This is a genomic window from Frigoribacterium sp. VKM Ac-2836, assembly GCF_013248995.1.
Lineage (GTDB): Bacteria > Actinomycetota > Actinomycetes > Actinomycetales > Microbacteriaceae > Frigoribacterium.
In genome coordinates this window covers 144,579-158,918 of the sequence record NZ_JABRPK010000005.1, presented here as the reverse complement: position 1 = coordinate 158,918, position 14,340 = coordinate 144,579, and the positions used below count along the sequence as shown (strand labels likewise).

12 protein-coding genes and 1 pseudogene are annotated in these 14,340 nt (G+C 70.8%); all 13 read left to right on the top strand.

From position 1 onward, the window contains the following. The first annotated feature begins 672 nt into the window (after positions 1 to 672). Positions 673 to 1,596, top strand: a complete 924-nt coding sequence (locus tag HRF36_RS14320; RefSeq protein ID WP_217271332.1) for a hypothetical protein — start codon at positions 673 to 675, stop codon at positions 1,594 to 1,596. Next, complete coding sequence (locus tag HRF36_RS14315; protein WP_371740209.1) at positions 1,589 to 2,593, top strand: HAD-IIA family hydrolase; 1,005 nt, start codon at positions 1,589 to 1,591, stop codon at positions 2,591 to 2,593. Before HRF36_RS14320 ends, HRF36_RS14315 begins: the two co-directional genes overlap by 8 nt. 48 nt (positions 2,594 to 2,641) lie before the next feature. Beyond that, entirely contained in the window at positions 2,642 to 2,860 is a 219-nt protein-coding gene (locus HRF36_RS14310; protein ID WP_173210788.1) for a hypothetical protein, read from the top strand. Then, the gene (locus HRF36_RS14305) at positions 2,857 to 3,672 is read left to right on the top strand and encodes a TlyA family RNA methyltransferase (RefSeq protein WP_173211006.1); all 816 of its coding nucleotides are present in this window, start codon (positions 2,857 to 2,859) and stop codon (positions 3,670 to 3,672) included. Before HRF36_RS14310 ends, HRF36_RS14305 begins: the two co-directional genes overlap by 4 nt. Continuing rightward, positions 3,636 to 4,661, top strand: coding sequence for an NAD kinase (locus tag HRF36_RS14300; RefSeq protein ID WP_173211004.1), 1,026 nt, complete (start codon positions 3,636 to 3,638; stop codon positions 4,659 to 4,661). Before HRF36_RS14305 ends, HRF36_RS14300 begins: the two co-directional genes overlap by 37 nt. Further along, the gene (gene recN, locus HRF36_RS14295; RefSeq protein WP_173211002.1) at positions 4,658 to 6,379 is read left to right on the top strand and encodes a DNA repair protein RecN; all 1,722 of its coding nucleotides are present in this window, start codon (positions 4,658 to 4,660) and stop codon (positions 6,377 to 6,379) included. Before HRF36_RS14300 ends, recN begins: the two co-directional genes overlap by 4 nt. A gap of 51 nt (positions 6,380 to 6,430) precedes the next feature. Further along, positions 6,431 to 8,149: a CTP synthase gene (locus tag HRF36_RS14290; RefSeq protein ID WP_371740210.1), complete on the top strand. Its 1,719-nt coding sequence runs from the start codon at positions 6,431 to 6,433 to the stop codon at positions 8,147 to 8,149. Then, complete coding sequence (locus tag HRF36_RS14285; RefSeq protein WP_173210998.1) at positions 8,146 to 8,727, top strand: NUDIX hydrolase; 582 nt, start codon at positions 8,146 to 8,148, stop codon at positions 8,725 to 8,727. Before HRF36_RS14290 ends, HRF36_RS14285 begins: the two co-directional genes overlap by 4 nt. Positions 8,728 to 8,775: 48 nt before the next feature. Continuing rightward, positions 8,776 to 9,681: a site-specific tyrosine recombinase XerD gene (xerD, locus tag HRF36_RS14280; protein WP_173210996.1), complete on the top strand. Its 906-nt coding sequence runs from the start codon at positions 8,776 to 8,778 to the stop codon at positions 9,679 to 9,681. A 115-nt stretch (positions 9,682 to 9,796) separates the two neighbouring features. Beyond that, positions 9,797 to 10,696, top strand: a complete 900-nt coding sequence (locus tag HRF36_RS14275) for a ParA family protein (RefSeq protein WP_056044876.1) — start codon at positions 9,797 to 9,799, stop codon at positions 10,694 to 10,696. Further along, positions 10,680 to 11,570 (top strand): ScpA family protein, encoded by an 891-nt coding sequence (locus tag HRF36_RS14270; protein ID WP_371740208.1) that lies wholly within the window; start codon positions 10,680 to 10,682, stop codon positions 11,568 to 11,570. The genes HRF36_RS14275 and HRF36_RS14270 overlap by 17 nt, the downstream gene beginning before the upstream one ends. Further along, positions 11,560 to 12,198, top strand: coding sequence for an SMC-Scp complex subunit ScpB (gene scpB, locus HRF36_RS14265; RefSeq protein WP_173210994.1), 639 nt, complete (start codon positions 11,560 to 11,562; stop codon positions 12,196 to 12,198). The genes HRF36_RS14270 and scpB overlap by 11 nt, the downstream gene beginning before the upstream one ends. Continuing rightward, positions 12,188 to 12,982, top strand: a pseudogene (locus HRF36_RS15950) (pseudouridine synthase); the annotation flags it as partial. The gene scpB and the pseudogene HRF36_RS15950, both read left to right, overlap by 11 nt. Positions 12,983 to 14,340: the final 1,358 nt, after the last annotated feature.

Genomic DNA, 14,340 nt, shown 5'->3' with positions numbered 1-14,340 from the left:
GGAGAGTAGGACACCGCCGGACTCCTTTTAGAGAAACACCAGAAAGGCCCCTTCCACGGAAGGGGCCTTTCTGCGTTACGGGACCATTCTCGATACGCCGAACCGCGCCTCCTGCGCCGATGCGCGCTTTGGTAGAGTCGGCCCTTCACAACTCGACAGCTGGCAGAGAACGACAAGAGGAGCACTTCGGTGACTGATCGCGATGACGACGACCGCAAGGACGGCCCGCGCCGACCCTCCTCGGGCTCTGGCAGCGGAGGGCCGAATCGTGGCGGCGGCAGCGGTGGCCGCCCGTCGTCCGGCGATCGTGGCCGTGGTTCGGGGGAACGTTCTGCGAACGGGCGTCCGCCGCGTGGTGACCGCCCAGGTGAGGGACGACCGTCCACTGGTCGCCCGGCCGGCGGCCGCCCCTCGAACGATCGCCCCTACCGCGGGGATCGTCCGGCGGCAGGTGACCGTCCTCAGCGCGGAGATCGCCCTTCGTACGGAGACCGTCCCCAGCGGGGTGATCGTCCCCCCTATGGTGACCGTCCTCAGCGACCCGGCCGCCCGGCGGGCGACGACCGTCGGGGGGCAGCGCCTCGAGCCGGTTCCACCGGACGTGGCGATCGTCGTGATGCCTGGAAGCCCCGCGAGACTCCTGAAGATCGGGACCCGTTCGGCATCAAGTCGGTGCGTCCGGCGCAGGAAGTCGCGCACGTTCCCGACGACGTCGAGCCCCGCGATCTCGACAAGGTCGCCCGCGGCGAGTTGAAGACGCTCAGCAAGGAGAACGCGGACTGGGTCGCGAAACACCTCGTCATGGCGGGTCGACTGATCGACGAGGACCCGGAAGAGGCGCACAAGCACGCGTTGTCGGCGGGGCGTCGGGCCGGACGCATCTCGGTCGTCCGCGAGACCATCGCGATCACCGCCTACCAGGTCGGTGACTACGCCCTGACGCTGCGTGAACTGCGCACCTACCGCCGTATCTCGGGCCGTGACGACCAGCTCCCTCTGATGGTCGACAGCGAGCGTGGTCTCGGTCGCCCGGAGCGCGCGCTCGAGCTCGGACGCTCCGTCGACGTGTCGACCCTCGACGTGCAGGTGCGCGTCTCGTTGGCGATCGCCATGTCGGGGGCCCGCCTCGACCTCGGTCAGCCCCAGGCCGCGCTCGGCGAGCTCGAGATCCCGCAGCTCGACCGCACGAAGGCGTTCAGCTACAGTCCGGCCCTCTTCGCGGCGTACGGGACGGTCCTCGAAGACCTGGGTCGCCCCGACGAGGGTGAGCGATGGCTCGAGCTCGCCGACCGGGCCGAGGACGCGCTGGCGGCCCTGGACAACGGTGGTGCGGACGGTGAGACCGTCGAGATCATCGAGGAGGACATCGACGTCGACGACGAGCGCGCGGTCGGATTCGACGAGACGGCCACGCCGGACGCGCCGTCGAACGAACCGGGCGAGGCGGCGCAGGACGACGGGGACGTCCCCGCGAGCGACCCCGAGGACGGCGACACGCGACCAGGACACGACGAGGAGAGCGGCCCGCACGATGAGACTGCCCATTCCGAGACGGACCCGCAGGGCACCGACGACATCGACGACCGGCGTGCCTGAGGCCCGCACTCCGCTGGACGGCGTCGACACCGTCCTCGCCGACCTCGACGGGGTCGTCTACCGGGGCCGGCACGCGATCGACCACGCCGTCGGCAGTTTGACGGACGTGGCCCGCAGGCGTCGCGTCGGGTACATCACGAACAACGCCTCCCGGACCGCCGAGACCGTGGCCGGTCAGCTGGCCGGTTACGGGCTCGAGGTGTCGGCGGACGACGTGGTGACGTCCCCCCAGGCGGCCGTGCGCCTCCTAGCCGACGCGGTTCCGCCCGGTTCGACCGTCCTGGTCGTCGGCGGCGAGGGGTTGACCTCGGTGCTCGAGGCCGAAGGCTTCGTCGTGACCCGATCGGCCGAGGACGCGCCGGCGGCGGTGGTCCAGGGCTTCAGCCCCGACGTGGGGTGGACACAGCTGGCCGAGGCGGCCTTCGCCCTGCACACGGGCATCCCGTGGATCGCCACGAACACGGACTGGACGATCCCCCAAGAACGTGGCGTCGCGCCCGGCAACGGGACCCTGGTCTCGGCCGTGCACACCGCGGTGGGTCGGCTGCCCGTGACTGCCGGCAAGCCCGAGATCCCGATCTTCACGGCCGCCGTCGAGCGGTTCGGGGCGACGAAGGCCGCCTTCATCGGAGACCGGCTCGACACCGACATCGTCGGCGCGAACGCGGCGGGACTCGTCTCGATCCTGGTGCTGACCGGCATCGACGGAGCCAAGCAGGTCCTCGCCGCGGACCCGAAGTCCCGGCCGGACTTCATCGTCGGCGACCTCCGGGAGCTCGAGCGCCCGTATCCCGAGACCGTCGAACACGACGAGGAAGACGTCCACGTCGTCACCGTCCGCGGCGCGAGCGTCGCCGTCCGCGGTCACGTCGTGCGCGTGCTGTCCGAAGGGGATGACCCCGTCGACCTGCTGCGTGCCGGGGCGACCGCCGTGTGGGGGACCGGCAAGGCCATCTACGGTCTCGACGTCGATCCGAAGCTGCACGCGGACGGCTGACGGCCCTCGCCTCGACCGTCAGCGGCGGCGGCTAGTCTGGACGGCACCATGAGCGACCGTCCCCATCCCAGCCTTCGCGGCCACACCGACCGCGGCGTCGACAGTGCCGACGACCGACAGGAGGCACGGGCCGGGTTCGGCGCGCGGCTGCACGACATCGAGGCCCGCCCCCTGGCCTCGAGGGCCGAGGCGTTCGGCCAGATCCACGACGAGCTCCGTGCGGTGCTCGAGGGCACGCCGGACGGCACCGGTCAGGGCGGTCGATGACGACCTCCGACGCCCCGGGGGAGCGCCTCGACTCGGTCCTGGCCCGCCGTGGACTCGCCCGGTCGCGGACGCATGCCGCACGACTGCTGTGCGATGGTCTCGTCACGGTCAACGGGGTCGGGGTCGTCAAGGCCTCCGCTCGGGTGGCCGAGGCCGACGACGTCGCCGTCGCCGGGCTCGACCACTACGTCAGTCGGGCGGCACACAAGCTCCTGGCTGCGCTCGACGCCTTCGCGGTCGATCCGGCCGGGCGCACGGCCCTCGACGTCGGTGCGTCGACGGGAGGGTTCACACAGGTCCTCCTCGAGCGGGGTGCCGAGCACGTCGTGGCCCTCGACGTGGGCCACGGGCAGCTGGCGAACCCGGTGCGCTTCGACCCGCGGGTCACGATCGTCGAGGGCGAGAACGCGAGGTACCTGACGGCCGAGCGGTTCGCCGAGCTGACGAGCCGCGCCTCCACGGTGTCGCTCGTCGTCGCCGACGTGTCGTTCATCTCGCTGACCATGGTGTTGCCGGCCCTCGTGTCGAGCGTGGGTGTGGACAACGACTTCGTGTTGCTGATCAAGCCGCAGTTCGAGGTGGGCCGGCAGGGTGTCCGCGAGGGGCTCGTGCTCGACCCCGTGTTGCGGAACGACGCCGTCACCGGCGTGCTGTGGGCGGCCCACGACCTGGGGCTCGGCACGGCAGGGCTCATCTCGTCCCCGATCGTCGGCGGCTCGGGCAACCGCGAGTACTGTGTGCACTTCTCGGCCTCGGCGGGGTCGAATCCGACAGAATGGCTCAGCACGGCCGACAGCTTGACGAGAGGGTGAACGACATCTCTTCGACACGACACATCCTGGTCGTCTCGCACACGGGGCGCCCCGACTCGATCGACGCCGCCCTCGAGGTGTGCGGGTTGCTGGGCGATGCCGGCGTGGTGCCGGTGCTGCCCCGTGACGAATGGGACGACATCCGTCGGGCCCAGCCCACGGCCGCCATCGACGACGTCGAGATCCTCTTCGACGGCGTGGCTTGCGACGACCTCGAGTGCGTCATCGTTCTCGGCGGCGACGGCACGATCCTTCGGGCCGCCGAACTGATCCGCGGCACCCGGGCACCCATCGTCGGCGTCAACCTCGGTCACGTGGGGTTCCTGGCCGAGAGCGAACGCGACGAGATGGCCGACACCGTCGCCCGTGTGCTCGCGGCCGATTACGAGGTCGAGGAGCGATTCGCGCTCGACGTCACGGTGACCAACCGTGACGAGGTCGTCTACGAGACCTGGGCCATGAACGAGGCGACGGTCGAGAAGGCCTCGCGTGAACGCATGCTCGAGGTGGTGATCGAGGTCGACGGACGACCTCTGTCGTCGTTCGGCTGCGACGGCGTCGTCATGTCGACGCCGACCGGTTCGACGGCCTACTCGTTCTCGGCCGGCGGCCCGGTGGTGTGGCCTGCCGTGCAGGCCCTCCTGCTCGTGCCCCTCAGCGCTCACGCCCTCTTCGCCCGCCCACTCGTCGTCGGGCCCGACTCGGTGCTCGCCGTCGAGGTCTTGAGCCGCACCGACGCGCGCGGCATCCTGTGGTGCGACGGTCGGCGTGAGCACGATCTGCCCCCGGGGGCCCGGGTCGAGTGCAGCCGGTCCGACCAGCCGGTCCGGCTCGCCCGTCTGCGGACGGGCCCGTTCACCGATCGTCTCGTGGCCAAGTTCCAGTTGCCCGTCACCGGCTGGCGGGGTCCGGCGCAGGTCGAGGACGTGCTCGCCGAGACGGCGCCCCCGTCGTCCGTGGCCGACGGGGTCCTCGGGGTCGAGCGATGATCGAAGAGATCTCGATCCGCGACCTCGGCGTGATCGGCCGTGCCACGCTGCCTCTCGGGCCCGGCTTCACCGCGGTCACGGGTGAGACCGGCGCGGGCAAGACCATGGTCGTCTCGGCGCTCGGCCTGCTGCTCGGCCAGCGCGCCGAGAGCGGGGTCGTCCGGTCGGGCAGTCCCCAGGCCGTGGTCGACGGTCGCTGGCTGGTGCCCGCCGAGGGGGCCATCGTCGAGCGCGTCCGTGACGCGGGCGGCGACGTGGACGACGGCGAGCTCTTCCTCAGCCGGGTCGTGTCGGCCGAAGGACGCAGCCGCGCGGTCGTCGGAGGTCGCACGGCCCCCATCGGCGTGCTGGGCGACCTGGCCGACCACCTCGTGGTGGTGCACGGCCAGTCCGAGCAGATCCGACTCAAGTCGGCCGCCGCCCAACGCGCCGCCGTCGACGCGCACGGCGGGGCCGCACTGGCCGAGGCCGCAGCGCACTACCGCGGCGCCTACGACGCCTGGCTGGCCGCCCGTGCCGAACTGGACGAGATCACCCGCGACCGCGAGGCCCGGCGCGACGAGGCCGCGACTCTGCGGGCGGCGATCGACGAGATCGAGGGGCTCGCTCCCGTGGCGGGCGAACTCGACGAACTCGATGCCACGGCCGAGCGGCTCAGCAACGCCGAAGACCTCCGGCTGGCCGCCGGGCTCGCCCACGAGGTGCTCTCGACCGACGCGGTCGACGGCACGCGCGACGTCGTGTCCCTCGTCGAAGAGGCCCGACGGCAGATCGAACGCGTCGCGCCCCACGACCCCGCGCTCGAGCCGATCGCCGACCTTCTCGCCGAGGTCAGCGTGCAGGTCGGCGAGTCCGCCTCACGCCTGTCGAGCTATCTCGGCACCCTCGACGCCGACGTCGCCGTCGAACTCGAATCGGTGCAGACCCGCCGGGCCGACCTGGCGGGGCTCGTCCGCAAGCACGGCCCCACCCTCGACGACGTCATCCGTCTGCTCGACGACGGCAGTCGACGCTTGGTCGAGCTCGACGGAGACGACGACCGGCTCGCGCACCTCGACGACGAGGTGGCCGAGCTGCGGGCCGAGGCCGAGCGGCGGGCGGGCGTCCTCGGCGAGCTGCGCCGCGCCTCCGGGGCCGACCTCTCGGCGCGGGTCAGCGCCGAGTTGAGCGCCCTGGCCATGACCGGCGCCGAGATCGTCGTCGAGGTCACACCGCGGGACGACCTCGGGACGAGCGGCGGTGACGTCGTGTCACTGCTGCTCCGGCCGCATCCCGGCAGTGAACCCCGGCCGCTGGGCAAGGGCGCGTCCGGCGGCGAGTTGTCCCGCGTCATGCTCGCGCTCGAGGTCGTCATGGCCGGGTCGAGTGACGTCCCGACGTTCGTCTTCGACGAGGTCGACGCCGGTGTCGGCGGGTCGGCCGCGATCGAGATCGGCCGCCGACTCGCGGCACTCGCCGAACGAGCCCAGGTCATCGTCGTGACACATCTCGCCCAGGTCGCGGCCTTCGCCACCAACCACCTCCGCGTCGTCAAAGACGCCTCGGGGGAGGTCACGGCGAGCAGCGTCCATCAACTCGAGGGCGACGAGCGCGTCGCCGAGATGGCTCGTCTGCTCTCGGGGCTGCCCGACAGCTCGAGCGGTCTCGAACACGCGCGCGAACTGCTCGAACTCGCCTCGTCGGATCGACGACCGGCCACGGCCGACACACGTTCGTAACAGGCGTGGTCTGTCGCGATGGCTCGGTGTGACATAGGATGGAATCCCGTGGTGAACGTTGAGAACTCGGGTCCAGATGCCAGCACGACGAAGCACATCTTCGTCACCGGAGGCGTCGTCTCCTCCCTCGGAAAAGGCCTGACGGCCGCCAGCCTGGGCAATCTGCTCACGGCGCGCGGGTTGCGGGTCGTCATGCAGAAGCTCGATCCGTACCTGAACGTCGATCCGGGCACGATGAATCCGTTCCAGCACGGTGAGGTCTTCGTCACCGACGACGGTGCCGAGACGGACCTCGACATCGGGCACTACGAGCGGTTCCTCGACATCGACCTCGGTCAGTCGGCGAACGTCACGACGGGCCAGATCTACTCGACCGTCATCGCGAAAGAGCGTCGCGGCGAATACCTCGGCGACACCGTGCAGGTCATCCCTCACATCACCGACGAGATCAAACGGCGCATGCGCCAGCAGGCCGACGACGACCCGAAGCCCGACGTCATCATCACCGAGGTCGGCGGTACCGTCGGCGACATCGAGAGCCAGCCGTTCATCGAGGCCGCTCGTCAGGTGCGTCACGAGCTCGGTCGCAAGAACGTGTTCTTCGTGCACGTGTCGCTCGTGCCCTACATGGGCGCTTCGGGCGAGCAGAAGACCAAGCCGACGCAACACAGCGTCGCCGCCCTGCGCTCGATCGGAATCCAGCCCGATGCGCTCGTGCTGCGCAGCGACCGACCGGTCAGCGAGAGCAACAAGAAGAAGATCGCCCTGATGTGCGACGTCGACGAGGACGCCGTCGTCAACGCCAAAGACGTCGCGAGCATCTACGACATCCCGGCGATGCTCAACGACCAAGGCCTCGACGCGTACATCATCGACCACCTCGGTCTCGGCGAGAAGGCCGGCGAGGTCGACTGGTCGGGGTGGCAGCCCGTTCTGACGGCCGTGCACGAGCCCAAGCACGAGGTCACGATCGGCCTGGTCGGCAAGTACATCGACCTGCCCGACGCGTACCTCTCGGTCACCGAGGCGCTCAAGGCCGGCGGATTCGCGCACCAGACCAAGGTGTCGCTGACCTGGATTCCGTCCGACGACTGCGAGACCCCCGAGGGTGCCGCGAAGGCGCTGCGCGGTGTCGACGGCATCTGTGTGCCCGGCGGCTTCGGCATCCGGGGCATCGAGGGCAAGCTCGGTGCGCTCCGCTACGCCCGCGAGAACGGCCTGCCGGCGCTCGGCCTCTGCCTGGGGCTGCAGTGCATGGTGATCGAGTACGCACGCAACGAGGCCGGCCTGACCGGCGCCTCCTCGTCCGAGTTCGACCCCGACACCGAGTACGCGGTCGTCGCGACGATGGCCGAGCAGGTCGACATCATCGCCGACGGCGACCTGGGCGGCACCATGCGCCTCGGCCTCTACCCGGCCGCCCTCACGCCGGGCTCGCTCGCCGCCGACCTGTACGGGTCCGAGCTGGTGTCCGAGCGACACCGTCACCGCTACGAGGTCTCGAACCAGTACCGTCAGCAGATCGCCGACGCCGGCCTGCGCTTCTCGGGCACCTCGCCCGACGGCACCCTCGTCGAGTACGTCGAGCTCGACCGCGCGGTGCACCCGTTCTACATCGGCACGCAGGCCCACCCAGAACTGCGGTCGCGCCCGAACGACGCGCACCCGCTCTTCGCGGGGCTCGTCGCGGCGTCGCTCGAGCGTCACGACGCGAGCAAGCTGTTCGCCGACGAGGCCGACGAGGCCGATGCCGCCGAGGTCGTCGCGTGACCGACGCGGCCGTCGCGGGCAGGGGACCGCTCGCGGACGAGCCCGCGTCACCGACGGTCACGACGACCGAGGTGGTCTTCGAGGGCGCGGTGTGGAACGTGAAGCGCGACACCGTCGACTACAACGGCTCTCCGATGGTGCGTGAGTACGTCGCGCACACCGGTGCCGTGGCCGTGCTGGCCGTGGACGACGAGCAGCGCGTGCTCGTGATCAAGCAGTACCGGCACCCGATCCGCAGTCGCGACTGGGAGCTCCCCGCGGGCCTCCTCGACGCCGAGGGCGAGAGCAAGCTCGACGCTGCGAAGCGCGAGCTCGCCGAAGAAGTCGACCTCCAGGCGACGACCTGGGACGAACTGGTCTCGTTCCACACCACGCCCGGCGGCAACGACGAGATGGTCACGGTCTACCGAGCCACCGGCGTCAGCCCCACGGCAGGGGCGTTCGAGCGCAGTGACGAAGAGGCCGACATCGAGAAGCGTTGGGTCTCGCTCGACGAGATCGTCGAGGGCGTGCTCGCCGGCCGTTTGCACAACTCCATCCTCAGCATCGCGGCGCTCGCCGCGGTCGCGTCCCGCTGAGACACCCGTCGGCCCCGTGGGGTGGCGCCCTGGTCGTAGCCTGAGGTCGTGACGATCGAGGAGGCGCTGGACCGCTACCTGAGACACGTGTCGGTAGAACGCGGCCTCAGCCCGAACACGACTGCGGCCTACCGCCGCGACCTCGTCCTGTGGCGTGCGCATCTGGCGGAGGCCGGGCGGCGCACGCTCGACGAGGTCGAGCCCGCCGACGTCGCGACGTTCCCGGCCGCACTGGCGACCCGCGCCGAGAAACCGCTGGGCGCCTCCTCGGTGGCCCGTGTGCTGTCCTCGGTGCGCGGGTTTCACCGCTTCGCGCTCGAGGAGGGGCTGGTCGCGGTCGACGTGGCCGGCACCACCCGGCCGCCCAAGCTGCCGAGCCGCCTGCCGAAGGCGATCTCGGTGGGCCAGGTCGAGGCGTTGCTCGCCGCGACCGACGGCGACGAACCGACCCGGTTGCGCGACAAGGCCCTGCTCGAGCTGCTCTACGCGACGGGTGCCCGCGTGAGCGAGGCCGTGTCGCTGAACGTCGACGACGTGATCGAGGGCGACGTCGTGCGCCTGTTCGGCAAGGGGAACAAGCAGCGCATCGTGCCGCTCGGCAGCTACGCGCGGCGGGCTCTGGACGCGTACCTCGTCCGGGCCCGGCCGGTGTTCTCGCCGCGGGGAGCCCCGACGCCTGCGTTGTTCCTCGGCATGCGGGGGGCCAGGGTGTCCCGGCAGAACGCATGGCTGATCATCCAGGCGGCGGCCGGACGGGCCCAGCTCGGCATCGAGGTGTCGCCGCACACGTTGCGGCACTCGTTCGCGACGCACCTGCTCGAGGGCGGGGCCGACGTCCGGGTCGTGCAAGAGCTGCTCGGGCACTCGTCGGTGGCGACGACGCAGATCTACACGCTGGTGACGGCTGACGCGCTGCGGGACGTGTACTCGACGGCGCACCCGCGAGCTCGGTAAGCGTCGCGACCCGGCGCTGACCAGGCAAAACCCTCAAGCAAGGCATGAGGCTTCCTGGTGACGGGCCGGGCGCGGCAGCCCGCCGGCGTCGGGGGTCGCCGGTACTCTCGTTCCCGTGAGCACCAAGCCGACCTCGAGCACCCCCGCCCTCTTCGAGAGCGCTCCGGCGACCGTCCCCGCGAACGGCCCCACCGGGCGCCCGCGCACCGAGTTCCCGACTCCCGCACCGTTGTCGAGCCACGGCCCGGCCCGCATCATCACCCTCTGCAACCAGAAGGGCGGTGTCGGCAAGACCACGACGACGATCAACCTCGGCGCCGCGTTCGCGGAGTACGGCCGCCGTGTGCTGGCGATCGACTTCGACCCGCAGGGTGCCCTGACCGCCGGTCTCGGCGTGCAGTCGCACGACCAGGCCACGATCTACGACCTGATGATCGGCGCCGTCAAAGACGCCCACGACGTCATCGTGCCCACCCGCGTCGACAACCTCGACGTCATGCCGGCGAACATCGACCTCTCGGCCGCCGAGGTCCACCTCGTCAACGAGGTCGCTCGTGAGCAGATCCTGGCGCGCATCCTGCGGCAGGTCAGCGACGAGTACGACGTCGTCCTGATCGACTGCCAGCCCTCGCTGGGCCTGCTGACGGTCAACGCCCTCACGGCGGCGCACGGTGTGCTGATCCCCCTCGAGTGCGAGTTCTTCGCACTGCGCGGCGTCGCCCTGCTCGTTGAGACCATCGAGAAGGTGCGCGACCGGTTGAACCCGGCGATCACGCTCGACGGCATCCTGCCCACCATGTTCGACTCGCGCACCCTGCACAGCCGTGAGGTGCTCGAACGCGTCGTCGAGGCGTTCGACGACCAGGTGCTCGAGACCGTCATCGGCCGCACCGTCAAGTTCCCCGACGCCTCCGTCGCCGGCACCCCGATCACCAAGTTCGCTCCCGAGCACCCGGCGGCGCAGGCCTACCGCCAGCTGGCCCGAGAGCTGATCGCGCGTGGTGCCGCGGCCTGAGACGGCGACCGCCCAGGTCACCGACGACGACGATGCCGCTGTACGCGGACTCGCCCCGGGGGTCGGCGTCGGCGTCGACGCACCCGAGGTGTCGTCCGGGTTCGAGGTGCGACTCGAGAACTTCAGTGGGCCCTTCGACCTGTTGCTCTCGCTGATCGCCAAGCGCGAGATGGACATCACCGAGGTCGCCCTCAGCGCCGTGACCGACGAGTTCTTGTCGTTCCTCCGCCGCATCGACACCGACGAGAATCTCGACCAGGCCAGCGAGTTCATCGTCGTCGCGGCCACCCTGCTCGACCTCAAGGTCGCCGGGTTGTTGCCCCAGGGTGAACTCGTCGATGCCGAGGACGTCGCGCTGCTCGAGGCGCGCGACCTGCTCTTCGCCCGGCTGCTGCAGTACCGGGCCTTCAAGCAGGCCGCCGAATGGTTCGCCCGGCACGCTGCGGCCGAGGCGGCTCGGCACGCCCGCTCGGTGCGGCTCGAGCAGAAGTACCGGGTCACGACGCCCGAGCTCGTCTGGACGCTGTCGCCGGACGACTTCGCCGCCCTCGCCACCGTGGCGTTGGCCCCCCGCGAGATCCCCACGGTCGGCCTCGAGCACTTGCACGCGCCCCTGGTCAGCATCCGCGAGCAGGCGGCCATCGTCGTGTCGCTGCTGCGTCGCGGCGCGGTCCTCACCTTCCGCGAGCTCGTCGCAGGCGTCGACGAGAAGGGTGTCGTCGTCGCACGATTCCTCGCCCTGCTCGAGTTGTACCGACACGCGTCGATCTCGTTCGAGCAGGTCGAGCCGCTCGGGGAGCTCAGCGTGCGCTGGGTGGCCGAGACCTGGACCGAAGAGAACCTGGCGGCGCTGGGGGCCGACTATGAGGGGTGACGCCGCCCGCGCCTCCTCGTCCGTCGAGTCGACCGGGGCCCAGAACCAAGATGCCCCGACTCGAGAGGCCGACCCGACCGTCGTGATCGCACGCCAGCTCGAGGCGCTGCTGATGGTCGCCGACGAGCCGCAGCCGCTCGTCGAGTTGGCCACCGCCGTCGGCGCGCCGGTCCCCGCCGTGCGGAGGGCGATCGCGGCGCTCGTGGCCGACTTCGACGGTGTCGACAGCACCGTCCGGCGCGGCTTCGAGCTGCGTGAGGTCGGCGGTGGCTGGCGATTCTACGTGCGTGACGAGCACGATCCGGTCGTGCGCGATTTCGTGCTGACGCAGAACCCGACGAAACTGTCCTCAGCGGCTCTCGAGACGCTGGCGGTCATCGCCTACAAGCAACCCATCACCCGCAGTAGCATCGCCCAGATTCGGGCGGTCAACGTCGACTCGGTCGTCCGTACGCTGCTGGGTCGCGGTCTGATCACGGAGTCGTCCACCGACCCCGAGACAGGCGCCATCAACTACGAAACGACAGGCCTCCTCTTGACCCATCTCGGCATCAACTCGCTCGATGAGCTGCCCCTCATCTCGCCCCTGCTCTCGGACGGCCAGGGGGGTTTCGACGATGTCGCGTAGTCAGTTCTCGTCCGACGACTCCGAGATGGCCTCGGGTGAGCGCCTGCAGAAGGTCATGGCGGCGGCCGGCGTCGCCTCGCGCCGCGTGAGCGAAGACATGATCGCCGCCGGTCGGGTGACGGTCAACGGCAAGGTCGTCACCGAGCCCGGTCGTCGCATCGACCCGACGAAAGACAAGATCGTCGTCGACGGCAGCGCCGTGCAGCTCGACGCCACGCGTCGCTACGTCATGCTGAACAAGCCGGTCGGCATCGTCAGCACCCTCAGCGACGAGAACGGCCGTCCCGACCTGCGCCAGTTCACCGAGCAATACGAAGAGCGCCTCTTCAACGTCGGCCGCCTCGACGTCGAGACGAGTGGTCTGCTGGTGCTGACCAACGACGGCGAGCTCGCACACGTGCTCGCGCACCCGTCGTTCGGTGTCACCAAGACCTACATCGCCAAGGTCAAGGGCGTCGTCACGCCCGCGGTGCTCACCGAGCTCACGACCGGTGTCGAACTCGACGACGGCCCGATCGCGGCGGACAAGGCGACGTTGGTCGCCGGCGGCGCGGGTCTGTCGCGTTCGTCCGATTCGTCGCTGATCGAGATCACACTGCACTCGGGTCGCAACCGCATCGTGCGTCGCATGCTCGAGGCCGTCGGCCACCCGGTTGTCGACCTCGTGCGCCGCTCGTTCGGCCCGCTGCACCTCGGCACGCTCAAGGTCGGCCACATGCGGTCGTTGACCAAGGTCGAGCTCGGGGCGATCCTCACGATCTCGCGTGACGCCACGGCGGACTCGACGGTCGACGCCGCCCCGATCACCGAGAGCCCCGACGCCCCCGTCGACGAGGCCGACGTGGTCGAGCTGGCCCTCGCCGACGACGAGGTCGAGAAGGACTACTACGACGAGGACGACGAAGAGTACGACCCCGCGACCGACGCCCGTGCCGAGCGTCGCCGTGCGGCGGCCCGCGACCAGGCCGAGTCGACCTCCCGCCGGGCGCAGGTGCGCCGAGAGCAGGAGGCGCGGCGCGGGCAGCGTGACGAGCGTCCGACCCGGGGCGGCTACCAGGGCAACCGGCACGACGGACGCTCCGGCGACGAGCGCCCCGTGCGTGGCTACCAGGGAAACAACGACGACGGCCGTGGACGCGCGGGGCGCCCGGCTCGCACCGGGTACCACGGGAGCGACGAGCGTCCGGCTCGCGGGGGCCACCAGGGTCGGGACGACCGTGGGGGGTACCAGGGCCGCAATGACGACGGCCGCGGTGAGTCGCGTGGGGGTTACCAAGGCCGTAACGACGACGGTCGCGGGCGCGACGAGCGTCCGGCCCGTGGTGGCTACCAGGGTCGTGACGACCGCGGTGGTTCGCGTGGCGGCTACCAGGGTCGTGACGACCGGGGCGGTTCGCGTCCTGGCTACCAGGGGCGCAACGACGACGGGCGTGGTCGCGACGATCGTGGTGGCTTCGTGTCGCGTGACGACCGGGGCACGCGCGGCGGGTTCGTCTCGCGCGACGACCGCGCACCGCGGGGTGGCGGCGACCGTCCTTTGACCCCGGGCGAAGAGCGCGCGGCGGGTTACCCCAACCGCGACGCCAACCGCGACCCGCGCACGGGACGTCCCTCGGGCATCCGTGCCGGTGGCAAGGCGACCAACCGCGGGTGGGTCGACCGCAGCGCGGCCGAGCGTGGCGAGGACGAGCGCGGTGGCCGTGACGATCGTCGTGCCGACGGCGCCGGCTACCAGGGCGGGCGCGACTCGCGCGACGACCGTGGTGGTTCGCGTGGTGGGTACCAGGGTCGTGAGGACCGTGGTGGTTCGCGTGGTGGGTACCAGGGTCGTGAGGACCGTGGTGGTTCGCGTGGCGGGTACCAGGGCCGTGAGCAGCGCGACGACCGCGGAGACCGCGGCGATTCGCGCGGCGGCTATCAAGGCCGTGACGACCGTGGTGGCTCGCGCGGTGCCGGCTACCAGGGTCGCGACGATCGCGCAGGACGCGACGGTTCGCGCGGCGGCGGCTACCAGGGCCGTGAGCAGCGTGACGACCGCGGCGGTTCGCGCGGTGGACCCGCCCGTGGCCCGCGTGACGACCGTGGCGGGCGTGACGACCGCGGTGGGCGTGACGACCGCGGCGGTGACCGTCCCTACCGTGG